Source organism: Acinetobacter sp. YH12095, assembly GCF_013419245.1.
Lineage (GTDB): Bacteria > Pseudomonadota > Gammaproteobacteria > Pseudomonadales > Moraxellaceae > Acinetobacter > Acinetobacter towneri.
Map to the genome: position 1 here is coordinate 120616 of NZ_VPAL01000001.1, position 26378 is coordinate 146993.

A 26378-nucleotide genomic window follows, 5' to 3' on the forward strand; every position below is an offset into this window, starting at 1 on the left:
TGAGAAATCCACAATTTCTGTGGATAAATCTCGGGATAATTCATATTTTGCAGTATGCGGGATATAGATTGAGTCATCACAGATCATTATTTTATATTAAGGATTTGTTATCAAAATTTTGATTTATAATGAAAAAATAAAAATAATCACGCAAAAATTTGAGTAGTAATTTTAAACAGTTTTATCCACCGATTATTCCGTTACACAACTGCTCTAGGATTGAACAGCAAGAGTTATCTATAGTCTTGACTAATTCAATTGAAGCAATTTTATCGCAAGATTTGTGCAGGCTTGCATTTCAAATCATTAGACTTTGTGAATCGTGGCTGAGGGGAATTTAATGCAATATTTAAAATCACAGGTGTTTTTGGGTGCTGTCGCTTTAAGTTCAGTATTGCTATTGACTGCATGTCAGCCAAAGAGTGAGGCAACTTCTAAAACCGAAGCAGAGCAAGCTGCGCCTGCATCTATCGCAGCTGATATTCCTGTGATTCAAGCTAAAGTGGTGGCGCTTAAATTGCCACAACAGCAAATTTGTGATGAAGGTGGTTGTACTGCTTACGATATTCAGACGGTAAAAACCAATGTGGCGTGGATTGATGAATATTTTATGCAGCGCTTGCAAAAGGCAGACCCAATTGCATTTTCAAAAGCTGCGGCATCAACTGCAACGCCAAAGGTAGAAGAAACTGATCCTATGCGGCTGAGTCAGAGTTCAAGCTATGTGCGATATATCGGGCAACATGCCAATTTAGCGACGTTTAGTTTGCAAAGCTACAGTTACCCTGCGGGTGCGGCGCATGGTATCCATCACCAAGAATTTGTGACTTTTGATTTAAAACAGAAAAAGCGTTTGGCGTTGCAAGATATTATGCTGCCCAATACGGAAGCCAAAATGACCGAAGAATTGTTTAACCATAATTATAATTGGTTAAATGAACATGATATTTCCCGTGAAAAGTTTAAATTGAGCGATAATTTTTATTATGGCGCTAAAGGTTTGGTCTTTGTCTATCCGTTGTATGAATTAGCATCTTATGCAGAAGGTATGCCTGAGTTGATTCTGCCTTACTATGCGACGGAAAAATTAATTAAGCCTGAATATTTGCCAAGTTTGCCGCAGTATCCTCGCCAATAAAATTGCACAAAAATACGCAGAGATTGCTGTAATAAGGTGCAGCCGTGAATCGGGTTACTGTATTTTTTAACCCGAAGCGCTTACACTATAGCCAGTTTTTTTCTTATTCCAAGATTGGCTATGATTGACCCGAAATTACTCAGAAATAATATTGAGGCTGTAAATTTAGCCTTGGCAAAACGTGGTGTGCAATTAGATGTGGCAGAGTGGGCAGCACTTGAAGCACGTCGTAAAGAATTGCAATCTAAAACCGAAGCATTACAGGCAGAGCGTAATTCGGGCGCAAAACAAGTCGGTCAGATTAAAAAAGCAGGTGGTGATGCTTCTGAAATTATGGCGCGTATGGCTGCTATTGGCGATGAAATCAAAGCCGCTGAAGTGGCTTTGGCAGAGTTGCAAGATGAGTTAGAAGCTAAATCATTGTCTATTCCAAACTTGCCAGATGAGTCTGTGCCTGAAGGTAAAGACGAAGCTGATAATGTAGAAGTATTGAAATGGGGCACACCACGCCAGTTTGATTTTGAAATTAAAGATCATACCGACCTTGGCGAAATAATGGGTGGTTTGGAATTTGAAACTGCAACCAAATTAACAGGTTCTCGTTTTAGTGTTTTAAAAGGGCCATTGGCACGTTTACAACGTGCAATTACACAGTTCATGTTAGATACACATACTGTTCAAAATGGTTATACCGAAGCGTATGTGCCGTATTTGGTCAATGCAGATTCATTGCGTGGTACAGGTCAGCTGCCTAAATTTGAAGAAGATTTGTTCAAATTACAAGGTGAAAAAGAATACTATCTAATTCCAACTGCCGAAGTTCCAGTAACCAACTTTGTGCGTGATGAAATCATTGACCCTGAACGCTTGCCATTAAAATATGCAGCGCATACCCCTTGTTTCCGTAGCGAAGCAGGTTCTTATGGTCGCGATACTCGTGGTTTAATCCGCCAACACCAATTTGATAAAGTCGAAATGGTGCAGATTGTAAAACCAGAAACCTCAATGCAGGCTTTAGAAGAATTGACTGGACATGCAGAAGGTATTTTGCAGGCACTTGGTTTACCGTACCGTAAAATTATTCTATGTGGTGGCGATATGGGCTTTGGCGCAACCAAAACCTATGACTTAGAAGTTTGGGTGCCAAGTCAAAACACTTACCGTGAAATTTCATCATGCTCGAATATGGGTGATTTTCAGGCACGCCGTATGAAAGCACGCTACCGTGCCGACCAAAAGAAAACTGAATTTGTGCATACATTAAACGGTTCAGGTTTGGCGGTAGGACGTACTTTATTGGCTGTTATGGAAAACTATCAACGTGCCGATGGTTCGATTGAAATTCCTGCAGTATTACGTCCGTACATGGGCGGTTTAGAGTTTATTGACTAAGTTGAGTGCAGGTCGACTTAGGATGAAATTGCTTACAATCAGATTTAAATATTGAGGTTTAGTGTGGATATTTTTCCAATCTCGTTAAAGTTGCAGCAGCAACCTTGTCTGATTGTGGGCGGTGGGCATATTGCTTATCGCAAAGCGGTGTTACTGGCTAAAGCGGGCGCAAAAGTTGATGTGCTTGCCCCTGAAATTGATGTCAATTTATTGCAACTGGTGCAACAAAGTCAGGGGCAGTATGTACAGGATGTTTTTAGTCCATCTACTGCGTTACGTCACTATCGTTTGGTGATTGCTGCAACGGATAACAATTTGGTCAATCAGCAAGTTTTTGCAGCTTGCGAAGCCGAAAATGTGCTGGTCAATAGTGTTGATGATCCACCACATTGCCGTTTTATGGTGCCTGCCATCATTGACCGTTCGCCTTTGGTGATTTCAGTCGCGAGTAATGGCACATCGCCTGTATTGTCACGTCAAATTCGTACACAACTGGAAAGTACCATTCCGCATGGTATGGGCAAACTGGCAGAGTTTTCAGGTCAGTGGCGTGCCGCAGTAAAACAGAAAATTGTCAATCCAGATGAGCGCCGTATTTTTTGGGAGGAACTCTATGCGAGTCCCCTGAAAGAACAGGTGTTCAATGACAATCTTGAGGCTGCTAATCAAAGCATCCAACAAGCTTTGGCTGAATGGGACACGCCAAAAGGTGAAGTCTATTTAGTGGGTGCAGGCCCTGGTGATCCTGAATTATTGACTTTAAAAGCACTGCGTTTAATGCAGCAAGCCGATGTGGTGATTTATGACCGTTTGGTGTCTGCTCCCATTTTGGAGTTGTGCCGCCGTGATGCCGAAAAAGTTTATGTCGGCAAAGCACGTTCCAATCATGCCGTGCCGCAGGAAGGCATTAATGCCTTATTGGTCAAATACGCACAAGCGGGTAAACGTGTCTGTCGTTTAAAAGGCGGTGATCCCTTTATTTTTGGGCGTGGCGGTGAAGAAATTCAAGAATTGTATGAAGCAGGTGTGTCATTTCAGGTCGTACCGGGCATCACCGCAGCCTCGGGCTGTTCGGCTTATGCTGGTATTCCACTGACTCATCGAGATTATGCGCAAAGTGTGCGTTTTCTTACTGGACATTTAAAAGAAGGTTCGCCTGAATTGCCGTGGTCAGAATTGGTGTATGAACAGCAAACTTTGGTGCTGTATATGGGCTTGGTTGGCTTAGAAAGCATTTGTGAAAAACTGATTGCACATGGACAACGGGCGGATATGCCTGTCGCCTTAATTTCTAAAGGCACGACACCTGAACAAAAAGTGGTGGTGGGGACGTTGGCGGATATTGCCAGTAAAGTCGCACAGCACCACATTCAGGCGCCTACCTTGACCATTATTGGTGAAGTGGTCAATTTACGTGAACAGTTGAAATGGTAATGAATCTCCCCCAACCCCTCTTTTAAAAAGAGGGGAGTTCCTACATTTTCTAAAGGGAGCTGGGGAGGGATTGTGAAAAGTAGAGAAAATTTGTGATCCACGTTGTTTTATATGAGCCTGAAATTCCAGCCAATACAGGAAATATCATTCGTTTGTGTGCCAATACAGGTGCGCAATTACATTTGATTAAGCCATTAGGTTTTGAGTTGGATGATAAAAAGCTGAAACGTGCAGGTTTGGATTATCACGAATGGGCACGTATGCAGATTTGGGACAATCTTGAGCAATGCTTGGCTGATTTAGACAGCAAAGGCGTGGGTTTAGATGCGATTTATCCATTAACCACCAAAGGCACAGAAACACCACATACTTCGGATTTAAACCGACCTGTTGCCTTGTTGATGGGGCCTGAAACACGCGGTTTGCCAGAAGCCGTACGCATGTTGTTTCCGCAGCAGCACTGGATTCGTTTACCCATGGCAGAAAACTCACGTAGTTTAAACTTGTCCAATGCAACGGCTGTGATTGTGTATGAGGCATGGCGTCAGCAAGGTTTTAAAGCATTGCTCTAATTTGAGCATCAATTCATTTCAAATTTAATGCGATCTTTAGCATCAATGCGTACAATTGATAGATAAAAAGCTGAGACAAAACTGTACTCAGCTTTTTTGTTTTCGCTATTTTGCTGATTTAACGCTGCAATCCATTTGAGGCATAAGAAAAGGCGCATAAAGCGCCTGATCTTAAAGTTGTGATGCTATTTGTCTTAGCGATCATCAAACTCATTGTGCTGCGGAGCAGGGTGTTTAAAGCCTTTGGTTTTATAACCGAGGTATAAAACCCCAAACATTGCCCACCATAAGCCATACTTCAATGAAGTTTCATCGACTTCGAGCCATAAAGCAAAGACTGCAATAAAGCCGCACAACGGTACGATCACAAAATTGAGAAGGTCTTTAAAGCCTTTGGTACGACCATCACGTAGCGCGTAACGTGAAATCACCGATAAATTCACAAAGCTAAATGCGGTGAGGGCACCAAAACTGATTAATGAAATGACAAAATCCAAGTTCATAAAACCAGCAGTTAACGCCACAGCACCTACAATTAAAATATTGTATGAAGGTGTATAGCTACGTGGGCTGATATGACCAAAGATTTTTTTGTTAATCACGCCATCACGACCCATCACGTACATTAAACGCGAAACGCCTGCATGAGCCGAAATACCAGATGCCATTACCGTTACAATAGCAAAGGCAAGCACATAAGACTGGAACAGCGAGCCGCCTACCAAGAGCAGAATTTCTGGCTGCGTTTCTGCAATATTTTTAAAGTAGCTGCCCGGTTCATTTGGGAAGAAAATCTGCATGAAATAGGTGCTGACAATAAAAATTACACCCGCAATTAGCGCAGTTAAGAACATTGCCTTCGGTAAGGTTTTTTCAGTGTCTTTGGTTTCTTCTGCAAGTGAGCTGAGTGAGTCAAAACCTGTAAATGAGAAGCAGAGTAGGGTTGCACCTGTAATCAATGCGCCTACCGAAGTAAGTTCATTCCAGAAAGGTTCTAAGCTCCATAACTGATAACGTTGCTCGGCAGTAATTGGACCATCGGCATTGAAGCCTGCCTGAAGTTTGGTGTACATCATCCATGTAAATACGCCAATGACCACCAACTGTACCAAAACGATCATACTGTTAAAGTTGGCGACAAAACGCGCGCCACGCAAGTTGACACCCGTCATAAATGCCGTGAGTACCACCACCCAAATCCAGTGATTCACATCAGGGAATAAGGCTTCCAGATAAATCACCGCCAAGATGATGTTGACCATTGGCGAGAGTAAATAATCTAGCCAAGATGACCAACCCACCATAAAACCAACGTTGGGATGAATCGATTTTTGTGCATAGGTATACGCCGACCCAGAAGAAGGATAACGACGAATCATGTGACCATAACTTAAAGAAGTTAAAAGAATGGCAACCAGTGCAAAAATATAAGATGTGGGTACGTGAAAATGACTTTCTTCCGATACTAAGCCGAAAGTGTCGAATAACGTCATCGGTTGAATGTAGGCTAAACCAATAATAATAATGTGCCAGAGTCCTAGCGTTTTTTGCAGTTTAGCTGCCGATTGAGTCCCAGAGATATTTGTCAACGGCGTTATCCTCTTAATCGTTGATCAAGGATCAGTCATGTTTGTTCAGGATTGTTTGAGACGAACAATCCCCCCTACATAAAAAGTAAAAACGCGCCAATCTACTCCATAATGACGCGCCTTGTCAGTATCTTTGCTTTCTTTTTTAGCAGAAAAAACGCCATATTGATGAAAAAACATCAGACGCAGCAGTCTACCAATGAAAAGCCCGATGTTTAGAAAAACATCAGGCTAGATTTTCGGCTATGTTCGCCTATTTTGTAGGAATTACCAAGCCTTTTTTAAGATAGCTTTGAGTTCTTCTAAATTGGCTTCTTTCGGGTTGTAAATAATCGAACCATCGTTCAGGGCTTTTTCAGCGACTTCATCTAATTGTGCTTCGCTGACTTTACCAGTTTCTTGTAAAGTGCGTGGCAATTTGGTCAGTGCATATAAGCGGTCACGAATAGCTAAGAGTGTCGCAATGGTTTTATCGGCACGTAAATGTGCAGGGGTTTGCGCATAGACGTCTGCGCCTGCCAACGGTAATAGCAGCTCGGCAATTTTATCGGCATTGACGTCTTTGTTGTATTCCAACACGTATGGCAAGAATAAATTCATGCACAGTCCATGTGGCAAATGTGCCACAGCACCCAAGGCATGACCTAAGGAATGCACCAACCCGACCATAGAGTTTGAAAACGCAATCCCCGCCATAGTCGATGCTTGTGCCAGTTCCAAACGGCCTTGTTCATCGCTTGGGTTGTCTAATACATTGAACAGGTTATTGCTGATTTTTTTAATTGCTGCAGTAGCATAAGCATCAGAAATTGGGTTGGCTGCCATGCAACTATAAGCCTCAATGGCGTGCGTCATGGCATCCATAGCCGTCATTGCCGTTAAATGTGGTGGCAAAGTTTGCGTCATACGTGAGTCTAAAATGGCTGCATGTGGCATTAAGTAATACGATGCAAATGGCATTTTGACGTTCTTTTCGGTGTCGGATACCACCGCAACCATAGTCACTTCTGAACCTGTGCCTGATGTGGTTGGAATCACAAAAAAAGGTTTCAGTGGACGTGGTAAGTTATGCGCACCTGAATATTGCAATAAGTCATCACCACCTTCACTGACTAAAATATTGGTGGCTTTAGAGGTGTCAATGACTGAACCGCCACCCACCGCGATAATGGCATCACAGTTGTTTTCGCGGTACAACTGCGCAGCACGGCGAACTGTCGCCACACTTGAATCTTGCGGGACATCATCAAAAACATAGCCAATCACGGCATCGGTAGATTCAAAAGCCGCTTCAATCGGTGCAAGCAAATTGTTGGAACGCACGCCTTTGTCGGTAATGATCATTGGGCGCTGCGAACCGAGTGTCGCCAATTCAAACGGAATATGTTCAAGCGCGGCATGACCTGCAATGACTTTGACTGGGCAAAAAAATTCGTAATAAGGCTTCGCCATGTTATGCACTCCGTTTGAAATAAGATTGGGCAACTTTTAGATAGATACTGGCTGCACCTGATAGTTTTTCTTTTAAGCTGAGTTCAGTCGGATATTGTTTTACCGCCAGTTCTGCCAGTAATTTAGGCAAGATCAGTGCTTCCATTTTGTTCAGGCAACGTACCAAGCGAATTGCATAAGACACATCACCATCGGCAATCATGCGGTCATGCGCAAAGGCCTGTGCGGTACTTTCCTGAAATGAAAACACTAAAAATGCATGATTTAAGTGTTTAAAGGTAATGGTTAAATCGGGTTTTTGTGCCGTATTCTGTAACAGTTCTAATTGATGATCTGCAGTGACTTTGGCAACAAAGGCTGGACCATTCGGAAAAACTTTCATAGACAACACAAAGTTGCTGGGAAATTTGGCAACTTCTTGTTTAATTTCTTCATCGACCTGACTTGCCATGACTAAACCTCTGCCAATCACATCCATCATGAGTTTGACATAGGCCAGTTGCAAAGCGGGTTTCACAGATTTAGTTGAAATCACGCGCTGAATCCCTGTGTTATAAATCATTATTTAGAGTAAATACTCTATTTTATTTCTTATTGAAAAGAAAGCCATTTATACGTGAATGACTTGAACGTCATTAAAGTAACCGCTGTTTTGTAAAGTTTCAATGATATCTGCGCAGAAGTTTTCAAAATGTGGATAGTCATTGACTAAATCCATCACACGTACCATTTCCAAACCTGCATAGCCGCAAGGGTTGATACTTTGAAAACCAGTCAAGTCACAATCAATATTAAGGGCTAAACCATGATAACTACGGCCTTTACGAATTTTAAAACCAAGTGAGCCAATTTTCCGTTCATTGACATATACCCCCGGTGCATCGGCTTTGGCATAGGCTTCAATGCCGTATTTTTTAAGCAGCTCAATCATCAAGTTTTCAGCATAAGATACCAAAGTGCGGACATTCCAGCCTAAACGGTTCAGGTCAAACATGAAGTAGGCGACCAATTGGCCTGGGCCATGCCATGTGACTTGACCACCACGATCAGTCTGTACCACAGGAATATCTGTCGCCATTAAAATATGTTCGGCTTTGCCTGCTTGCCCTTGGGTCAGTACATTCGGATGTTGCAAAATCCAGAGTTGGTCAGGGCTGTCTGCATCACGTTGTTCAGTCCAGTCTTTCATTTCCTGAAAGCGAGCTTGATAGTCAGTCAGGTCATGATATTGACGAATAATCAGGTTTGGCCGTTGTGCAGTATCCACAGTGATGCAGTCCTATCCATAAAAGCAAGAAATTGATTTTATTATACGAAAATGTGGCGGCTGTAGGGGATTTGTGGATTGAATAAGATTTTGGCAGCGCAGAAACAAAAAACACGCCCGAAAGCGTGTTATTTGAAAATCAATCTACAAAATTACAATGCAGTTTTAATCAGTGGGCAAGCTGCCAAATCTGCATAAATGGCATGCACTTGTTCCAATTCTTCAAAACGCAATTGTGCTGTAATTGAATGATACTTGCCTGTGCGTGATGGGGTAATGCTGATGCTTTGTGCATCAAACTCAGGGAAGTGCTTCACTAAAATTTCAACCACAGCAATACGCAGTTCATCACCCGCGTCACCAATGAGTTTAATTGGGTAATCCATTGGAAACACCCAAAGATGCTCTTGTAGTTCACGAGATGGGGTACGGTTGAATAACGTCATAAGCGTGTGTCTCTATCTCTATATCAAACGCCTGCATAGGGCAGGCGTTTTTTGTCTTGTTGAATAAATGAGGCTGAATTTAAAAATTTCAATAGCTCATTTATGCAGCAATCTTAGTCATTTTCCAAGAACGAGCGTAAGTGTTCAGAACGAGAAGGGTGACGAAGTTTACGTAAGGCTTTGGCTTCAATCTGACGGATACGTTCACGGGTCACATCAAACTGCTTCCCAACTTCTTCCAAAGTATGATCGGTTGGCATATCAATACCAAAACGCATTTTCAGAACTTTGGCTTCACGTTCAGTCAAGTTTTCAAGCACTTCACGAGTCGCTTCTTTTAAGCCTTCAGAGGTTGCCGCATCAACAGGTGAGGTGATGTTGCTGTCCTCAATGAAGTCACCCAAATGTGAATCTTCATCATCACCAATTGGCGTTTCCATAGAAATCGGCTCTTTGGCAATTTTCAGAACTTTACGAACTTTAACTTCATCCATTTCCAAGCGTTCGCCTAATTCTTCTGGAGTCGGTTCACGACCCATTTCCTGAAGCAATTGACGCGATACACGGTTGATCTTGTTAATGGTTTCGATCATGTGTACTGGAATACGAATGGTACGCGCTTGGTCGGCAATAGAACGGGTAATCGCCTGACGAATCCACCATGTTGCATAAGTCGAGAACTTATAACCACGACGGTATTCGAACTTGTCTACCGCTTTCATCAAGCCGATGTTACCTTCCTGAATCAAGTCTAGGAATTGTAAACCACGGTTGGTGTATTTTTTTGCAATCGAAATAACCAGACGCAAGTTGGCTTCAACCATTTCTTTCTTCGCACGACGGGCTTTGGCTTCGCCTACTGCCATACGCTTAGAAATTTCTTTGATGCCTTTAACATCTAAGCCTAACTCTTTTTCAATGTCGGCAATTTTTTGTTGGAACGCCAAAATATCTGGACGTACTTTTTCCAAATAGCCTTTTTGGTCGGCAGGTGCTTTGGCAATGTGCTCGTCTAACCAAGCAAAGTTAGATTCCTGACCTGGGAATGAGGTACGGAATTGAGTACGATCCATACGACCACGACGCACCGCATAACGCATCACTTCACGTTCAGCAGTACGAATTTGTTCATGTGTACCACGAATCATTTCCGAAATAATATCGAATAAACGTGGCGTAAATTTAAACATCATGAATACAGTCGCTAAAGCTTCTAAAGCCTCTTGAGCTTCGGCACTTTCACGACCATGTTTTTCAATGGCAGCAATTTTTGCAAGATAAGCCTGTTCCAATTCACCAAAACGCATTCTTGCAATTTCTGGGTCTGGACCTGAATCTGCTTCAGATTCTTCTTCGGCTTCAGCTTCTTCTTCCTCATCGTCATCATCAAGTTTGACGTCTTTGGTTGGTTTGTTGCTGGTGTCTTCTTCTTTGTCTAACTCGGCTTCGTCTTCTAAAACTTCTGGAATTTCTTCATCGGTTTCAGGGTCTAAATAACCTGATAAAATATCGGCAAGGCGACGTTCGCCTGCTTCATAATCTTTATATTCTTGCAGTACCACTTGCACTGCGTTTGGCCAGTAGGCAATCGAGTGAAGTACATCGCGAATCCCTTCTTCAATACGTTTCGCAATGCTAATTTCACCTTCACGCGTTAACAGCTCAACCGTACCCATTTCACGCATATACATACGCACAGGGTCTGTGGTGCGACCAGGCTCATTTTCTACAGAGGCAAGTACCGCTGCAGCTTCTTCTTCAGCAACTTCGTCGGCAGCTTCCGCATTATCCTCGAACATTGCATCATCAGATTCAGGCGCACGTTCATGCACAGGAATACCGACGTCTTGAAGCATTTGAATAATGTCTTCAATCTGCTCGCTTTCTGTGATTGAGTCCGGGAGATGATCGTTAACCTCAGCGTAAGTTAGGTAACCTTGCTCTTTGCCTCGGCTAATCAGAGCCGCTACTTGCGAAGTAGGGGAATTCATATCGCTCATCTTTGCTTACTCTTCGTTGAATCTGTGGCAGTGAAAAACCGTGCATGATAGCACAATTCGCTTTAAATAGGGGGTGAATTGATCAATCAAGCATGATTTTAAAATGATGTTTGAATGAAGAATGTGATAGGAATATGGGGCTTCATTACTGTTTTTCAAGTCAATTTCCTTTTTGCCCGCAAAATATTTTTATGATTGGGGCGAATCTCAAATAATGATACTAACTTGTTCATAAATACACAAATTTGCCGCAATGTTGCAAGCTGTCTATGTTGCAGTTTTTTGAAAAAAATAAATAAAACTTGACAATATTTATAAAGGCAGATAAATAGCGGCTAGACCCTTCACATTTTTTCATTCTGAGGTAGTTTTAGTGTCTTCTACAGATTTTGAACTAGATGATAACTACGGTGATGATGATGTTAATTTCGATGAGGCATCAAACAAAATAAGCGCGAAAGAATCTTTAGAAAAGCGCCGTTTGATTGATGATTTACTCGCACAACGTCGTTTGGAACGTGAGCTCAAAGATTTTGATTATGATTTTGACGATGACGACGATTTTGACGATGAAGATGACTAAAATCAGGTACTGTATCTGGCATTGAAAATGCTATGCTACACCCCTAAATTGACACCGATGGATTTGAAATGACTGCTTTAGATTTAGACCTGTTAAGTGAATATCTAGATGGTGACCAAAACGAGTATGGTCTAGACTTCGCTGCAACGCATGGTTTCTTGTGTGCCATTGCAGTTGGACCTCAATTTGACCCATGGTTAAATGAATTGTTTGAAGGCAACCAAAAGAAAGTGCCTGCTGAAATTATTGCGCAAATTCAGGCTTGGTTAGAAAGCATTCGCCAAAGTTTAGCCAATGAAGAAGGCATTGAGTTTCCATTTGAAATTGAAGAAGCAGAAGTTGATTCAAGTTTGGGTGATTGGAGCGTTGGCTTTGTCGATGCGATGTTCTTAAACGAAGAAGCATGGTTTACGCCTGAATTTGAAGAGCAATTGGTTGATTTAACTTTGCCAATGATGGTGTTTAGCGGCATTGATGAAGAAGATCCACAAATGGAATCTTTCCGTCGCAATGGTCAGTTAATGGACGAAATTGCAGAAGAAATTCCTGAAAACCTGAATGAATTATATTTGATGTACCACACGCCTGATTAATGGCTTGGTTTACATATTGTGTAATATGTAATCCTCATAAAAAAAACGCACTGCGCAAATCGCAGTGCGTTTTTTATTATGGCGCTTCAATGATCATGTTACCAATTAGCGTGTCGCACGATCCCAAGCATCTTTGACAGCAAATTTAGCTTGTTCCCACGTTAAGCGTGAACTGCCTTTAATTTGCTCCCATTTGCTTCTTAGATCGGGCTCAACATCTTCGAAACGTGTGTGCGTATCATAATGTGGGCGGTTTTCATAACCAATGCGATAGGCATTTTGATAGTCACGATCATAATCTAAATCATGATAATGGTTGCGTGTTTCTGTAAAGTAGGTTGTATTTAAGCTATTGGTACGCCAGTAAGCTTCTTCTTCGGTAGGGTTCACAACTTCTGCTGCACCTTTACCTGCCAAACCACCCACTACAGCGCCTACAGCACCACCGACCACAGCACCTACTGGACCACCCAGCGCACCTACTGTTGCACCAGTAGCCGCACCGCCAACAGCACCTAAACCAGTACCGACAGGGTGTGCACCAGGTTCTCCTGTAATTGGATCGGCATTTAAGCGATCACGTTCTTCTTTTGGTAAGTTCTTAACCACATCACGGTCAATTTTTTCATTGCGTTCAAAATCTGACATTCGAATCACCTTTTTATCTTTGTATGCGTTATAGCGTTCCTATATTCATAAATCGCTATGAATAGGCTTAATCTACGCTGCTACAATGTAGGCTTATAGCCTATTCAGAATGCATTTCAGTTACAGCGCATGTCAGACGTAAATTTATGTGTGATATATCAGCCTGATGTTGATTTTAAGTGTTTGATGTTGCGGTTCAGTGTGAAATACGTACTTTAGGTAAGCTTATAAGTACTTTTTTTGATAATAACGGTTCGCATACCAACCATAGGCAACATGAAAAACTGCACCATGAATCGCAATCAAACACAGCATCACCACCGCAGCCAGTGCTAGTCCTGCTTTATCTGCAGCTTTTAAAATGGCTTCTGCATTCGGATTCATCAGCACCAAGAAAAACACAAAGAAGCTACCAATAATAATTGCCACCGCACTTGAGCCCCAAACCAGTTGAATTTTTTCATCACTGCTCGGTAAGCGTTGTTCTTTTTTGACAAAATGTCCTGCGCTAATGAATGCTGCGGCAATTAATGCAGGGAGCAAGGTCAAGCCACCTAAGTTCAGACCAAAAATCAATACGGTAATGAGTAAGACCAGCGTAATACTGTAAACCGCAGCAAAAAATAATAAATATGGTTTCATGTCTGATTTTCCCCAAAAAATTGATTCAATTGCGCAGCAACACAAGCATTAGTCACGCATTTTACGGCGATGCCTACGGTATAAAATAATTGCGATGACTAAGAGCACCAAGCCTATAATGACATGGCTGACCTGACTGAAAATTTGCTGCATCAATTGTTGGTTTTCACCAAAATAATAACCCACGCAAGCTAAAAAAGTGGTCCAAATAATTGTGCCTAAACCACTATAAAACATAAATTTCCAAAATGGCATGTGGCTCATGCCTGCAGGAATACTGATGAGAGAACGAATAGCGGGAATCATGCGCCCAAAAAATACAATCCGATGTCCATATTGTTCAAACCAATGCAGGGAGTTTCGGACGTCTTGTTCTTTAATCCATAGATATTTACCGTAGCGATTGACCCAGTGGTAAATACTTTCATGTTTGCAGCGATAACCTACCCAATATAACACTGCCGCTGCGAACAACGAGCCGATACAGCCTGCAATGATGACACCCAATAGCAGTAATTGCCCTTGCGATGCAGAATAGCCTGCAGAGGGCATAATAATTTCAGAAGGAACGGGTGGAAAAACATTATCCAGAAACATTAACAGGGCAATACCAAGGTAGCCCAGTTGTTCCATAATGGAAATAATCCATTCAGTTAAGTTCATGCCAGTTGTGCTTTAGAAAAGTGCTTCTATCCTAAGCAGTACTGGACGAACAGTAAAGTCTTGCGCAATCTAGACTTAATCAAGCTCTGCATGGGTCAGGGTATAGATATATACACGTCTTAAGCTATATGCCACAAGTATAGGAATGGCACAGAGCAGGGCGTAATTCAAGAAATGCGCTTGCAGATGGTAGCCCACAAATGCTGCAATAATACCGCCTAAAATTGCACCTAAAGCCACAATAAAAGTATGAGATTCATGTTCCAAACCATCTTGCATTGTTGTGCTATGCGCAGCAGTCACAGATTTTACAGGCGTAAAACGTAGTGTGTGAATTGAATTTGAAATTGTTGTTTTAGGCATAGCGTCACTCCTGATTGCGGCATATAAATTTAGGAATACATAACGATCCTTGAATTTTGGGTTATGGGAGATGTTGAGTTTGTGCTAAACATCTGCACCAATATAGCCACAGATTTTGTGGCTTATTTTGATTGAATGCTATCACCCAATCTGGGGATATTGCGCAATGCTTGGTAAACAAGCGTTGTATTTTTATGTTCTATGTAATCTTGCGTGAAGCATATATGTAGACATAAAAAATCCCCATACTGGATGAGGACTTTTTCAATATGATTAGAGTGGTCGATACAACATCAACATGGCTTTTGTTAGACCTTGTTGATGTGTATGAGCCTGTACGGATTACAGACGTTTACGTTTAGCTGCGGCAATTTGTGATTGGCGCATACGGAAACCTTCTTTTTGTTTCTCACTGGTTTTATCAATACAGTACACACAAGATACACCGTGTTCATAGCTTGGTAATTCAACTTCTTCAGGCAGTAATGGCCAACCGCAAGCATGACATTTGGTGTTTTGACCTTCTTGCATACCATGTGTCACCGCAGTACGGCCATCAAATACGAAACATTCACCTTCCCATAAGCTTTCATCTGCTGGTGTTTCTTCTAAGTATTTAAGTACGCCACCTTTTAAGTGGTAAACCTCGGTAAAACCTTCTTGCAACAATAAAGAGGTCGATTTCTCACAACGAATCCCGCCTGTGCAGAACATCGCAATTTTTTTATCTTTATGCTGTTCTAGGTTTTGTTTCACATATTCTGGAAATTCACGGAACGTTTCAGTTTTCGGGTCAATTGCGCCCTTAAACGTTCCTGCTTTGTATTCATAGTCATTACGGGTATCAATCAGAATGACATCGTCACGGGCAATCAGTTCATTCCATTCTTTCGGGTCTAGGTAGTGACCGACTAAATCACGTGGTTTTACTTCTACACCCAAAGTCACAATTTCTTTTTTCAGCTTGATTTTCATTTTACGGAATGGCTTTTCAGAGCTGTGCGACTCTTTGTATTCCATTGTAGTAAAGCCTTCATTCAACAGAAATTGGTGAACTTGATCAATCGCGGCACGATCACCCGCTACAGTTCCATTAATGCCTTCACCTGCCACAATAAGAGTACCGCAAAGGTTGATTGAATTTACCAAATCTAATAAGCGTTGTTGAAGATCGGCAGGATCTGCAACTTCTTTGAATTGATAAAGTGCGGCAACAACCCAAGTCGTGGTCGCTGGCTGTTCTACAGGTGCAAGCTGTTCTACAGTAGCGTTCATGGAGTACTCCAATAGATGAAAGACAAAAATTTAAGGCGCATATTCTAACCTGCTTTGTGTGAATATGCGAGAAAACCGAGTGCGGTACATGGTTTTAAAGCACGACACAACATTTTAAAAATGTAGCAGAACGGGGTATGATGCCACTCGTTTCAAAGAAGAATGTTGTGTTCATGTTGATGCGCCAACAGGTGTTGTTAAATATTGGAGTGTTGTGTTGAGTAAGGATCGTCAAATTGCCACTTTAACCCCGTGTGCAGGTCGTTGTTCTACGGTGTTTGGTGATGCTGTCTGTCGAGGTTGCCGTCGCTTTAACCATGAAGTGATTCAATGGAACAGTTATACGTCTGAACAACACACTGCCGTTTGGCGTCGTTTAGATGCACAGCTCGATCAGATTTTAGTGCCTATGTTGCCTTTTGCTGACCTGCGTCATGTCGAAGGGTTTATCCGCTCTAAGCGGGTGCGTTTACGTGATGATGCTTCAAAAGGGCGTAAGTTGTATCATGCACTGAAAATTTGTGAAAAAAATCGACATTTCACCGATGAAAGTGGCTTGGGCATTCACTACAAAGAAGTGCGACCTTTGTGGCAGGAATTTGAGCGTCGCGTGTTGGCGCTTGCAACCGCAAGTTATGATTTTGCATTTTTAAGGGCTGATGGTATTAGCCATAGCTTATTGCATAGCTTGCACGATGACTAATTTGTAATTCTTGCGATTAAAGACTAGAAAGACTTTTATTGAGCCATAAAAAAACTCGCAAAATTTGCGAGTTTTTTATTTTATACAGGAATGGCTTAAGCCACTTGTACAGGAATACAGTTTGCAGTGTGGCTTACGGTATTGTCTGGGTTTGCATAGACCAAACGTGGTTCGTGCGCATTGGCTTCTGCTTCAGTGAAGTCACCAAAGGTTGCAATAATAATAATATCGCCTACATCGGCTTGGTGTGCAGCACCACCATTGACTGAAATGATGCCTGAGTTGTCTTCACCACGAATTGCATAAGTTGTGAAGCGCTTACCATTGGTCACGTTCCATACGTGGATTTCTTCATATTCACGAATGCCAGCCAAATCCATGAGTGTTCCGTCAATTGCACATGAACCTTCGTAGTGAAGTTCTGCATGAGTTACAAAAGCACGGTGGATTTTGCATTTTAATAAACGAGATAGCATGGTGAGCGTCTCCTTAGTGGACCTAAGATTTTATCTTATGGTTGAATTCAAACACTGCTTGCTGGATGTCAGTTCCGAGCAGAAAGCGCATTTTGCTCTGAAAATTGCGACATGGCAAGTGTGATTGTTCAACAATTGTGGATTCATCAGTTCGGTTTATAGGCATTGATTTGATTCATGGCTTGTTGTACTTCGCCATTGACCAGTAACTTGATACGACCTAATGCATGTGCAAGTGCATCATCCATTAAAGTTTGCTCGCTACTTGGTGCTTTGCTCAGTACATGACCAGACACGCGTTCTTTTGAACCCGGATGCCCAATACCAATGCGTAAACGATGGAAGTTTGGACCTGTGTGCGGCACGATGTCACGTAAACCATTATGTCCACCATGACCACCACCCGTTTTTAGGCGAATGATCCCTGGGTTCATATCCAGTTCATCATGAGCAATCAGCATTGCTTCAGGTGCAATTTGATAGAATTTGGCGAAGGGAACAACACTTTGACCAGAACGATTCATAAAGGTTGTGGGTAATAACAGACGAACGTCTTGACCTTCGATATTACCACGTCCGCTGATCCCGTGAAATTTAGGATCGGCTTTTAATGTAATGCCATATTGATCTGCAAGGCGTTCTACAAACCAGAAGCCTGCATTATGGCGGGTTTGGGCATACTCTTTACCAGGGTTGCCCAAACCAACAATCAGTGAAATATTAGCCACTAATTATACCATGAACACTTATGCGCGTTTGAAGTCAGCGTGCATAGGTGTGTTTTTAGCAGGGTGACGTTGTAACGCTTGGATTTTCACGTTTTCAACTTTGTCGCCTACTTTGATTTCTACAACTTCTTCAAAGAAAGCATTGCTTTCTAAAGCTTTTACAAGCTCACGAAGTTCTAAAGTGATTGTTACAGGCTCAGCGTCGCCACCATAAATGATAGCTGGAACTAATGCAGCGTGACGAAGGCGGCGGCTCGCACCTTTCCCTTGGTTAGCTGCTTCACGCGCTTGAGCGTTTAATACGAAGTTTGCCATGATAGACATCCTTATTTTGAGTTTAAATAAACTAGATCTGCGACCAATCTAGTGATAGAAAACCCTGCCAAGTGGCAGGGCTTTGAAAATTTAGCGCTCTATTATAGATAAGAATCGAACATTGCGCTAATAGATTCTTCGTTGTTAATACGGCGAATTGTTTCTGCAACCATACTTGCTACAGATACTTGGCGAATTTTACCAAGTGCTTGAGCTTCTTCTGAAAGAGGAATGGTGTCTGTAACAACCAGTTCATCAATCACAGAATTTTTCAGGTTTTCAATCGCTTTGCCTGAAAGTACAGGGTGGGTAGCATAAGCAACAACGCGGCGAGCACCAAAAGTTTTAAGTGCATCGGCAGCTTTGCATAATGTACCTGCAGTATCCACCATGTCATCTACAATGACACAGTCACGATCTTTTACATCACCAATCAAATGCATCACTTGTGATTCATTCGCTTTTTGACGACGTTTATCGATAATTGCAAGATCGATATCACCCATTTGTTTTGCAACAGCGCGCGCACGAACCACACCACCAACGTCTGGTGAAACTACCATGAGATTGTCGTGTGACTGTTGACGCAGGTCAGCCAATAGCGCAGGCGTACCATAAATGTTGTCTACAGGGATGTCGAAGAAACCTTGAATTTGGTCTGCGTGCAAGTCAATCATCACTACACGGTCAATCCCTACAGTGGTGAGCATATCTGCAACCACTTTAGCGGTAATTGGAACACGTGTAGAACGAGGACGACGGTCTTGGCGGGCATAACCGAAGTAAGGAATAACGGCAGTAATACGACCTGCACTTGCACGACGCAACGCGTCAGCCATCACCAAGATTTCCATGAGGTTGTCATTGGTTGGCGCACAAGTAGGTTGTACGATAAATACGTCTTTACCACGGACATTCTCGGTAATCTCTACAGCAATCTCACCATCAGAGAAGGTAGAAACTGATGCAGCACCTAAAGGAATGTGCAAGTGGCTTACGACTTTTTGAGCGAATTGTGGATGCGCGGTTCCACTAAAAACGACAAGATTGGGCATGAAGCACCCTTGGCGGTTGGTGTATGTAAGAATAGATGGCAGGGGTAGCTGGATTCGAACCAACGGATGCCGATATCAAAAACCGGTGCCTTACCACTTGGCGATACCCCTAATGCGGCAGAACTTTAATATTTTTACTGCGTTCTGTCAAGGTAAATTAACAGGATAGCGGTAATATTGGGGGTTCTGTCTAATGCGAGAAAATGGCAGGGGTAGCTGGATTCGAACCAACGGATGCCGATATCAAAAACCGGTGCCTTACCACTTGGCGATACCCCTAGATTTGATCACTGTAAGATGGCAGGGGTAGCTGGATTCGAACCAACGGATGCCGATATCAAAAACCGGTGCCTTACCACTTGGCGATACCCCTAATACAGTAATCTACAGGTGAAAGAGATGGCAGGGGTAGCTGGATTCGAACCAACGGATGCCGATATCAAAAACCGGTGCCTTACCACTTGGCGATACCCCTATTGTACTGTGAAATGTCGTAATGGAGATTCATCTAAGCTGTTCACAACGTACGCAGTACATGGTGAGTGTGCCAAAATGTCGTCTACATTCATTTCTGCAGTCACTTCAGTAAAGACACAAGCACCTGTACCTGTAAGCTTTGCTTGACCAAATTGGTCTAAATAACGCATTGCTTCATCAACTTCGGGGTATAAATTTCGTGCCACAGGCTCAAAATTATTTCCAAAGTCAGATGGCTTTATCTGATAGCCGCAGAATTTAGTGGGCTTCGTGTTTCTTGTCAATGTTTTTTGTGAAAAAAGTAGTTGAGTGCTGATAAAACAGTCAGGTTTTAACACAATATATTGTTTTGGGGCTAAGTCTATGAATGTTAACTGTTCACCAATGCCTTCTGCCCATGCATTACGACCATGCACAAAGATCGGTACATCTGCTCCGAGCTGTAAACCAAGTTCAGCTAGTTTTTGAGTATCCAAGCCACATTGCCAAAGTTGATTGACTACAATTAAGGTGGTTGCGGCATTGGATGAACCTCCGCCAAGCCCTGCACCCATAGGGATGTGCTTCTCAATTTTAATATTTAAACCTGTGGCTTGTTTCGCGTAGGGTTTTAAAATTTGCGTGGCTTTGTAAATCAGGTTTTGCTCTAAATTGACACTGTTTAAACCCTGAATTTGAATGCTTTGAGTATCATTGACTTCAAATTCTAGCCAGTCGTATAAATCAATCAGTTGAAAAATAGTCTGCAATTCATGGTAGCCGTTGTCACGACGCCCAGTAATGTGCAAAAACAGATTTAATTTGGCAGGTGAGGGTACACGAATCATGGCGAAACTTGGCAAGTGATTAACGATTTTGGATGAGCATTGTAATACGGTTTTCTTGCCCTGATTCAAGTGCTTGTTTCAAAATCAGACGGTTTGGCAAACTGGCACTGTCGTTATAGCTCAAATCGACCGTCCAACCATCTTCAATAAATTGAGTCGGGCGCTGTTGGGGGTCTTTTTGAATTTGGGCATTGACCGTTGCAGGTCGGGCTTGTACCCAATCGACCAAGTGGGTGATGGGCGCTTGCCAACCTGTGGCTTGTTCTAACAGTTCTTCAGGACTTTCGGCATAAATTATCCCTGTTTTGGCACTGTTGAGGGTGACTTGTCCTGGTTGTCCGCTAATTTGCGTTTTACCAACGCCCAAAATGCCGCTCAGTTCAATATCAAACTGCTGTTGCTGCTGTACCCAAGTAAAAAAGGCACTGCCAGATTGCTGCGGAGTGCGCACACCAATTTTGCCTTGTAGGTTAAACTGATTTTCGGCTTCAACTTGCTGTGAAACATGGGCAGGAGATTGCACAAAAGGCTGACAACCTGTGATGAACAGACTGGTACTGACAAACAGGGTAAGACCTAATTTTGAGAATAAACGCATAAAATCACTTAACTCTTTTTAACGGGCTGCGCTAACAATAGCGAATTTAATTGTTGCAATTGCGGATCATTCGGATGATTTTGTTGTAATTGTTGTAACACTTGGCTGAATTTTTGAATATCTCCTTGCATATACAACGATTTTGCATAACGTGAGCCAATCGCGGCACTATGACTCAGCGCGTAGGCTTTTTCCAAAGCCTGTGCCGAAGCAGTGTAGTCATTTTGCAAATAGCTGACATAACCTAAAGTATCTAAAATAGAGGCTTGTTCAGGTGCAAACTCAAGTGCTTGCTCTACATAGCGACGCGCTTCATCCAAACGACGATTTTGCAGTGCAAGAGTATAGGCGTAGGCATTTAAATAGGTTGGGCTGTTCGGCTCAATTTCCAGTAACTTGGTGAGCAGTTGATCCAGTTTGTCTTTTTCCTGATGTGCATCCAATAGTAAGACTTCTGAATAGATCAGGTCAGGATCATCGGGCAGGTTTTTGATGGCTTCATCTAACAAACGCAGTACTGCTTTTTTATTGTCCATGCGTTTTAAAATATCGGCCTGTGCCTGATATAAAAAACTGGCGTGCTGCGGATAGTTGACCCGTTCCTGCGTTAAAAAGCGCAGGGCATCGTTCAGTTTATCTTGCTGGGCAAAAATACTGATCATGTTGCGACGTGAAACCGTATAAAGGCTACCATCGACCAAACGATAATAGGCTTTGGCTGTTTCAAAGTGCTGTTTACGCTCGGCATTGACTGCCAAATAGAAATAGGCTTCGTTTTGATATTGGGCTGAATAGCGCAACTCTACTAAATATTTTTCGGCTTTTTCGTATTGTTTCAAGTCAATACTGGTCAAACCTGCAATAAATAAGGCTTCATCTTCCGTAGGCCATTTTTTTAAAATAGCTTCTAGCTTTGTTAGCGCCAAAGTTGCTTCATTTTTTTTGACCAAATATTTGGCTTCGGCTAAACGGACTTCAAAATTATTTTTGTGTTTACGGCTGGATTTTGCATACCAAGCTGCCGTTTCTTCTTCATTGCCAAGTACGCTCAACAAATTGGCTTTCATTAAAATATAGCCAGTGACTTTCGGGCGTTTGCGCAACGCTCTGTTAATGGTGTCGAGCGCGGCTTGATATTGTCCATTTTGCGCTTTTAAACCTGCAATCAATACCAAAATAGATGGATTGTCTTTGGCTTTGCTGGTGCGCAGGGCTTGAATCAGAAATTCACGGTCTTCTACAGATTCAGGGGAAATTCCCGCCAAAATTTGTTCTAAGTCAGCCGTGGCATCAATATTTAGAATTTTATCTAAGGTTTCTGCAGCCAAGTCATATTCATGCGCTTTGAGTGCAATGTGCGCCAAATAAAACAGTGCAGGGACATCGGATGGTTCTTGTACCACCCAATGTGTTGCAATATCTAATGCGGCACGTAGGTCATTTTGTTCAATGGCAATATTCAGGGCGCGTTGTTTAATGGAAGTCGAATTGTTCTTAATTGCCAAGACCGTGTAGTTGTGTAATGCAGTTGGAATATCGCCATAAGCCAAGGCAAATTCTGCCACCATGGTTTGTTTTACCGCATTATAATTTGAATTTGCATGATAAATTTCTTCAGATGCTCTAAGATGAGCAACTGAAGCCATGCTACCGACCAGTAAGAATGTGGTAGAATATTGCTTAATTGTCGCGCCGTATGGTCGGCTATTTGTTTGACGCAATTTTTCTTGATCCAAGTAATGCTTTTTATGACACCGTTATTGCACAATAGCATAAATTTAGCGAAATGATGATCTGATATGTCTTTCTTTGCATTGGGTGTCAACCATCAAACCGCCTCTGTAGAGTTGCGCGAGCAAATTGCATTTAACCCAGAAAAGTTAAGTGCCTTACTTGCTGAGCAAAGCCAACATCCCGAACTGAATGATTTGGTGGTGGTGTCTACCTGCAACCGTACCGAAGTCTACGCCATGTCTGAACATCCAGAACAGGTGTTGGATTGGCTTGCACACGTCAATGGTATTGATGCGAAGCAATTGAGTCGTCATGTTTATCGTTATGAAAATGCACAGGCGGTGTCGCATTTAATGCGCGTAGCCAGTGGGCTAGATTCACTCATGTTGGGTGAGCCGCAAATTTTAGGTCAGGTCAAAACTGCGCTGTCTTTAGCCAAAGACTCACATACGGTTTCGCAACAACTCAACCGAATTTTTGAATATGCGTTTTATGCTGCCAAACGGGTACGTTCAGAAACTGCCGTAGGCAGCCATGCCGTGTCTATGGGTTATGCGGTAGCGCAACTGGCGTTACAAGTATTTAGCCATCCTGAAAAACTAACAGTGATGGTGGTGGCTGCAGGCGAAATGAATAGCCTTGTGGCGAAGCATTTGGCCGAGATGGGCGTCGCTAAAATTTTAATTTGTAACCGTACCCGCGCTCGTGCCGAAGCTTTGGCACAAGAAATTGCGCATCGGGTTGAAGTTGAAATTATTGAATTTGATCAGTTAGCGGCCAATTTACACCGCGCTGATGTAATTTCAAGCTGTACGGGTAGTTTGCATCAGGTGATTGCTTATCCTGAAGTAAAAGCAGCGTTAAAGAAACGTCGCTATCAGCAAATGTTGTTGGTCGATTTGGCCGTACCACGTGATATTGATCCTAAAATTGAAAACTTGGATGGCGTGTATTTGTACGGGGTCGATGACCTGCAAAGCGTGATTGATGAAAACTTGGCGCAGCGTCGTCAGGCGGCTGTGGAAGCAGAGCTAATGGTCAATCAGCTTGTGACTGAGTTGGTGACCCATCAAAAAGTTCAGCAAGCAGGTGCGACCATTCATGCTTACCGTGAACATGGCGAAAGCTTGCGTCAGGAAGAATTAAATTTGGCGATGGCGCGTATTGCCAAAGGTGAAGATGCTGCACAGGTTCTGCAGGAATTTTCCTATCGTTTAACCCAAAAACTGCTGCATCCAACTTCTATTTTATTGCGTGAAGCAGCCAAAGGTGATGAGCCTGAATGTTTTGAGTTTATGCAGGAAAATTTAGCAGCGACTGCCAAACATCGTCGCAAATAAGCAAGATTAACGTGATTCACAAAAAAGATTTTTGATGATACAAACTTAATCTAATCAGATCGCTTATTCCTCTAACAAGGTCAGCGATCTTTTTTTATCAATTTCATAAATTTGATGTTTCAATCGCTTCATTTCTTCAATACTGCTGAATTTTTTGGAGCGAATTTTTTGCTGTAAACAGTCGTATTGCAATTTGGTTGAAAAATCCTGCGCCAACTTATCAACATGCTCAGGAGAAGTTGTGTAATCACTGACATTGGCTTGTTGCAAAATGCGCTGCAATTCATAGTGATATGCTGAGCATGCACCCAAAATATAATATTTGGCTTGTTCAGGATCGTCGGGTAGATCATCAAAAATAGTATTTAAAATATTTAAGATTTGATGCAGCAGGTGATCATTTGGAATCAGCGCACGTAACGGTTCAAAGTGAATATATAAATATGGATGATTGATAAGAATCGCAATCACATATTCTTCGGCATCGACTTTGGTGCTAAAACTCAAAGATGCATCGTTATTGGTCTGTGCCTGCCATTTACGGTTAAAGCCTAATTTTTCGCGGAAAAACTGTTGCAGCAAATAGCGATAAGAACCCGTTTTGGGCAAAAGTTCGGTCAACTGCCGCAGTTCACCCATGACCTGACTTTTGCCTTCAGGGGTACTGATATTATGGTTTTGGGTGAGATGCGCAAAGACAAAATCTGATAGCAAAGGTGCTTGATCTAATAAACGTCGGAAATTTTCGATGCCTTCACGACGAATAAGTGAGTCAGGGTCGTGCTCATTGGGTAAAACAAAGAACTTCAGTTCACGTCCATCATTGAGCAAAGGCAGTGCAATTTCCAGTGTACGACGTGCGGCTTTTTGACCTGCGGCATCGCCATCAAACGCGATGGTAATGCGGTTGTTTTGGCGGAATAGAATGTTTAAATGATCGGTATTACTGGCTGTACCGAGTGTCGCTACAGCACCATGAATGCCGTATTGCTGCAAGGCAATCACATCCATATAGCCTTCGACCATTAAATAATCTTGGGCTTTTTGTTTGCGTCCTTCATATAAACCATAGAGCAATTGGTTTTTATGAAACACTTCCGAATCGGGCGAGTTGATGTATTTGGGTTTGATTTCATCATTAAGTGCGCGACCACCAAAGCCGACCACACGTCCTTTGCTGTCACGGATTGGAAAAATCACCCGATCACGTAATAAATCGAAGTCACGTCCCTTGTCACTGGTACGAATTAAGCCTAGCAGTTTTAAACCTGCAATGTCTTGCGGAAAGGCTTTTTCTAAATGCTGCCAATCTTCGGGTGCGTAACCCAAGCGCCAAAACTGCAAGGTTTGTGCGGTTAAACCACGTTTTTGAAAATACTGTTGCGCGGCAGGGCTGTGCGGCAATTGCTGCTCATAATATTGCGCTATATTTTCTAGCAAGTCGTATAAGTTGCCTTCTTGTGCAGGTGTGTCCTGCATGGTGTCCCATTGCTCAAAACCTGCAAACGGGTCGGCATTGTTTTGAAATTCCGAGTTTGCGTATTCAGCACTTTGAAACTCGGCAAAAGGATCAAAGTCGATGCCAGAAGCTTCAAAAGTATGTTCGCTTGATGTGGTTTGAGCTGCAGAAGTTTCATTCTGGTCTTTTGCTGTTGGCTTGGGTTGAGCTATCGGTGTTGGCTTTTTGGCTTCACGTTTATAAGAGAGTTTTTTATTGTCGTGCTGATCTTTTGGGAGTTCGATGCCTGTTTGACTGGCCAAGTCTTTCATGACATCTACAAAATTGCGGTTATCAATATCCATTAAAAAACGGATGGCGTTACCATTTGCCTGACAGCCAAAGCAATGATAATACTGCTTGTCACGGTAAACGTGAAAAGACGGGGTTTTTTCCTGATGGAACGGGCAGCAGCCCGAATAGGTACGACCAGTTTTTTTTAATTTCACGCGCTGACTAATCAGATCGACAATATCAGTGCGATCTAAAATTTGATCAATCGTGTGCTGTGGAATGGCCATACGGTTTTGTCTGTTATCTCTTGGTAGTGAAAGGTTCGCCGAACAGGTT

The 26378-nt window shown here is 42.5% G+C and carries 27 protein-coding genes and 4 tRNA genes; 8 read left to right on the forward strand and 23 right to left on the reverse strand.

The window, feature by feature from the left end; translation table 11 throughout:
* The first annotated feature begins 340 nt into the window (after positions 1-340).
* From FTU35_RS00580 to FTU35_RS00595, 4 genes are all read left to right on the forward strand, one after another.
* Positions 341-1138 carry an RsiV family protein gene (locus FTU35_RS00580; protein ID WP_180050600.1) on the forward strand — a complete coding sequence of 266 codons (798 nt, stop codon included), beginning with the start codon at positions 341-343 and terminating at the stop codon, positions 1136-1138.
* A gap of 120 nt (positions 1139-1258) precedes the next feature.
* On the forward strand, positions 1259-2530 hold the full coding sequence (gene serS, locus FTU35_RS00585) for a serine--tRNA ligase (RefSeq protein WP_004972265.1): 1272 nt from the start codon (positions 1259-1261) through the stop codon (positions 2528-2530).
* 63 nt (positions 2531-2593) lie between these two features.
* A complete protein-coding gene (gene cysG / locus FTU35_RS00590) occupies positions 2594-3964 on the forward strand; it encodes a siroheme synthase CysG (protein WP_179991149.1) in 1371 nt (456 codons plus the stop codon).
* Positions 3965-4056: 92 nt separating this feature from the next.
* The gene (locus tag FTU35_RS00595; RefSeq protein ID WP_004972260.1) at positions 4057-4536 is read left to right on the forward strand and encodes a tRNA (cytidine(34)-2'-O)-methyltransferase; all 480 of its coding nucleotides are present in this window, start codon (positions 4057-4059) and stop codon (positions 4534-4536) included.
* Positions 4537-4730: 194 nt separating this feature from the next.
* Here FTU35_RS00595 and FTU35_RS00600 read toward each other — a convergent pair whose 3' ends face one another.
* The 6 genes from FTU35_RS00600 to rpoD form a co-directional block, all read right to left on the reverse strand.
* A complete protein-coding gene (locus FTU35_RS00600; protein ID WP_004972258.1) occupies positions 4731-6125 on the reverse strand; it encodes an APC family permease in 1395 nt (464 codons plus the stop codon).
* A 267-nt stretch (positions 6126-6392) separates the two neighbouring features.
* Positions 6393-7577, reverse strand: a complete 1185-nt coding sequence (locus tag FTU35_RS00605) for an iron-containing alcohol dehydrogenase (RefSeq protein WP_096901030.1) — start codon at positions 7575-7577, stop codon at positions 6393-6395.
* A gap of 1 nt (position 7578) precedes the next feature.
* Positions 7579-8112, reverse strand: coding sequence for a hypothetical protein (locus FTU35_RS00610; RefSeq protein WP_179991148.1), 534 nt, complete (start codon positions 8110-8112; stop codon positions 7579-7581).
* Between the two features lie 75 nt (positions 8113-8187).
* Entirely contained in the window at positions 8188-8844 is a 657-nt protein-coding gene (lipB, locus tag FTU35_RS00615) for a lipoyl(octanoyl) transferase LipB (protein WP_004972253.1), read from the reverse strand.
* Between the two features lie 152 nt (positions 8845-8996).
* Positions 8997-9290, reverse strand: coding sequence for a YbeD family protein (locus FTU35_RS00620; RefSeq protein ID WP_019837061.1), 294 nt, complete (start codon positions 9288-9290; stop codon positions 8997-8999).
* Positions 9291-9403: 113 nt separating this feature from the next.
* Positions 9404-11290 carry an RNA polymerase sigma factor RpoD gene (gene rpoD / locus FTU35_RS00625; RefSeq protein WP_180050603.1) on the reverse strand — a complete coding sequence of 629 codons (1887 nt, stop codon included), beginning with the start codon at positions 11288-11290 and terminating at the stop codon, positions 9404-9406.
* A 373-nt stretch (positions 11291-11663) separates the two neighbouring features.
* On the opposite strand from rpoD, the gene FTU35_RS00630 reads away from it, so the two are divergent.
* The gene (locus tag FTU35_RS00630; RefSeq protein WP_004972246.1) at positions 11664-11873 is read left to right on the forward strand and encodes a PA3496 family putative envelope integrity protein; all 210 of its coding nucleotides are present in this window, start codon (positions 11664-11666) and stop codon (positions 11871-11873) included.
* A 68-nt stretch (positions 11874-11941) separates the two neighbouring features.
* Positions 11942-12466, forward strand: coding sequence for a YecA family protein (locus tag FTU35_RS00635; RefSeq protein WP_004972244.1), 525 nt, complete (start codon positions 11942-11944; stop codon positions 12464-12466).
* A 105-nt stretch (positions 12467-12571) separates the two neighbouring features.
* Here FTU35_RS00635 and FTU35_RS00640 read toward each other — a convergent pair whose 3' ends face one another.
* The 5 genes from FTU35_RS00640 to FTU35_RS00660 all read right to left on the reverse strand — a co-directional run bounded on the left by FTU35_RS00640 (position 12572) and on the right by FTU35_RS00660 (position 16057).
* A complete protein-coding gene (locus FTU35_RS00640) occupies positions 12572-13114 on the reverse strand; it encodes a hypothetical protein (protein WP_096901027.1) in 543 nt (180 codons plus the stop codon).
* 225 nt (positions 13115-13339) lie between these two features.
* Positions 13340-13756 carry an ABZJ_00895 family protein gene (locus tag FTU35_RS00645; RefSeq protein WP_004972241.1) on the reverse strand — a complete coding sequence of 139 codons (417 nt, stop codon included), beginning with the start codon at positions 13754-13756 and terminating at the stop codon, positions 13340-13342.
* Positions 13757-13804: 48 nt separating this feature from the next.
* Positions 13805-14419, reverse strand: coding sequence for a DedA family protein (locus tag FTU35_RS00650; protein ID WP_004972240.1), 615 nt, complete (start codon positions 14417-14419; stop codon positions 13805-13807).
* Positions 14420-14494: 75 nt separating this feature from the next.
* The gene (locus FTU35_RS00655; protein WP_180064425.1) at positions 14495-14782 is read right to left on the reverse strand and encodes a hypothetical protein; all 288 of its coding nucleotides are present in this window, start codon (positions 14780-14782) and stop codon (positions 14495-14497) included.
* 342 nt (positions 14783-15124) lie between these two features.
* Complete coding sequence (locus FTU35_RS00660) at positions 15125-16057, reverse strand: rhodanese-related sulfurtransferase (protein ID WP_104853141.1); 933 nt, start codon at positions 16055-16057, stop codon at positions 15125-15127.
* Between the two features lie 217 nt (positions 16058-16274).
* On the opposite strand from FTU35_RS00660, the gene FTU35_RS00665 reads away from it, so the two are divergent.
* Positions 16275-16760: a DUF1289 domain-containing protein gene (locus tag FTU35_RS00665; protein WP_004972234.1), complete on the forward strand. Its 486-nt coding sequence runs from the start codon at positions 16275-16277 to the stop codon at positions 16758-16760.
* Positions 16761-16855: 95 nt separating this feature from the next.
* Here FTU35_RS00665 and panD read toward each other — a convergent pair whose 3' ends face one another.
* The 11 genes from panD to FTU35_RS00720 form a co-directional block, all read right to left on the reverse strand.
* Positions 16856-17236, reverse strand: a complete 381-nt coding sequence (panD, locus tag FTU35_RS00670) for an aspartate 1-decarboxylase (RefSeq protein ID WP_004972232.1) — start codon at positions 17234-17236, stop codon at positions 16856-16858.
* Between the two features lie 146 nt (positions 17237-17382).
* Positions 17383-17964: an aminoacyl-tRNA hydrolase gene (gene pth, locus FTU35_RS00675; protein ID WP_004972230.1), complete on the reverse strand. Its 582-nt coding sequence runs from the start codon at positions 17962-17964 to the stop codon at positions 17383-17385.
* A gap of 18 nt (positions 17965-17982) precedes the next feature.
* On the reverse strand, positions 17983-18279 hold the full coding sequence (gene rplY / locus FTU35_RS00680; RefSeq protein WP_004972228.1) for a 50S ribosomal protein L25: 297 nt from the start codon (positions 18277-18279) through the stop codon (positions 17983-17985).
* A gap of 101 nt (positions 18280-18380) precedes the next feature.
* Positions 18381-19334 carry a ribose-phosphate pyrophosphokinase gene (locus FTU35_RS00685; RefSeq protein ID WP_004972226.1) on the reverse strand — a complete coding sequence of 318 codons (954 nt, stop codon included), beginning with the start codon at positions 19332-19334 and terminating at the stop codon, positions 18381-18383.
* A gap of 36 nt (positions 19335-19370) precedes the next feature.
* Positions 19371-19445: transfer RNA gene (locus tag FTU35_RS00690), tRNA-Gln, on the reverse strand.
* 93 nt (positions 19446-19538) lie between these two features.
* Positions 19539-19613 (reverse strand) — tRNA-Gln (locus FTU35_RS00695).
* A gap of 19 nt (positions 19614-19632) precedes the next feature.
* Positions 19633-19707 (reverse strand) — tRNA-Gln (locus tag FTU35_RS00700).
* A gap of 27 nt (positions 19708-19734) precedes the next feature.
* Positions 19735-19809 (reverse strand) — tRNA-Gln (locus tag FTU35_RS00705).
* The gene (gene ispE / locus FTU35_RS00710) at positions 19808-20638 is read right to left on the reverse strand and encodes a 4-(cytidine 5'-diphospho)-2-C-methyl-D-erythritol kinase (RefSeq protein WP_131260682.1); all 831 of its coding nucleotides are present in this window, start codon (positions 20636-20638) and stop codon (positions 19808-19810) included. The genes FTU35_RS00705 and ispE overlap by 2 nt, the downstream gene beginning before the upstream one ends.
* A gap of 19 nt (positions 20639-20657) precedes the next feature.
* Complete coding sequence (gene lolB / locus FTU35_RS00715; protein WP_154320977.1) at positions 20658-21236, reverse strand: lipoprotein insertase outer membrane protein LolB; 579 nt, start codon at positions 21234-21236, stop codon at positions 20658-20660.
* 8 nt (positions 21237-21244) lie between these two features.
* Positions 21245-22957, reverse strand: coding sequence for a tetratricopeptide repeat protein (locus FTU35_RS00720; RefSeq protein WP_180050609.1), 1713 nt, complete (start codon positions 22955-22957; stop codon positions 21245-21247).
* Positions 22958-23035: 78 nt separating this feature from the next.
* Between FTU35_RS00720 and hemA the strand changes: the two genes are divergently transcribed.
* On the forward strand, positions 23036-24310 hold the full coding sequence (gene hemA, locus FTU35_RS00725; protein ID WP_131260679.1) for a glutamyl-tRNA reductase: 1275 nt from the start codon (positions 23036-23038) through the stop codon (positions 24308-24310).
* A 63-nt stretch (positions 24311-24373) separates the two neighbouring features.
* Here hemA and FTU35_RS00730 read toward each other — a convergent pair whose 3' ends face one another.
* On the reverse strand, positions 24374-26329 hold the full coding sequence (locus FTU35_RS00730) for a DNA primase (protein WP_131260678.1): 1956 nt from the start codon (positions 26327-26329) through the stop codon (positions 24374-24376).
* Positions 26330-26378: the final 49 nt, after the last annotated feature.